Source organism: Herbaspirillum sp. VT-16-41 (assembly GCF_001994935.1).
Lineage (GTDB): Bacteria > Pseudomonadota > Gammaproteobacteria > Burkholderiales > Burkholderiaceae_D > Herbaspirillum > Herbaspirillum frisingense.
The window spans coordinates 1-514 of record NZ_MUXB01000258.1; the positions used below are offsets into that span (position 1 = coordinate 1).

At 57.6% G+C, this 514-nt stretch carries 1 protein-coding gene; it reads left to right on the forward strand.

The features are described 5' to 3' along the window. Positions 1–514, forward strand: a 514-nt coding sequence (locus BTM36_RS27025) for an MASE1 domain-containing protein (protein WP_174616935.1), incomplete at both ends; no start/stop codon positions are given.

The window sequence follows — 514 nt, forward strand, 5'->3', positions numbered from 1 at the left end:
CGAGCTCTTGCCAAGCGCACACCACTCACCGCGCCATACGCGCTCCCGCTCCCTGACGTGCTGCCGTCCCCCGTTACCGCCAGCCCACTGCTGCATACCGTGCTGCTCGCCCCTTTTGTGCAGAGCACCATGCTGCTGGCGTGCCTGGCTTCTTTCACCGGCTGGGTGCTGCTGACACCCTTTGTCTATCTCATTTTTGAATTCTTACGTCAGCAACATCGCCATCATCTGCTTGGCCTTGACACGATAGCGCCGCCGTTACGGACCTCGCTTATCATCTGGTGCAGCCTCTTTTTTATTCTCGGGATCGGCACGCAGATGGTGCTGTCACCGCAGATTGAACGCCTGTTACTGCTCGTGGTGTTTTTACCCAACGTGGTGATGGCATGGAAGTTCGGCTGGCAGGGCGGCGTACTTTCTGGCCTGCTCGGCAGTATGTTGATCACCATCGCCCGTCAGATTGGGGTGGGGTTTAGCGACCTGTTGGAACTGGAAATCTTCCTTGCGACACAAG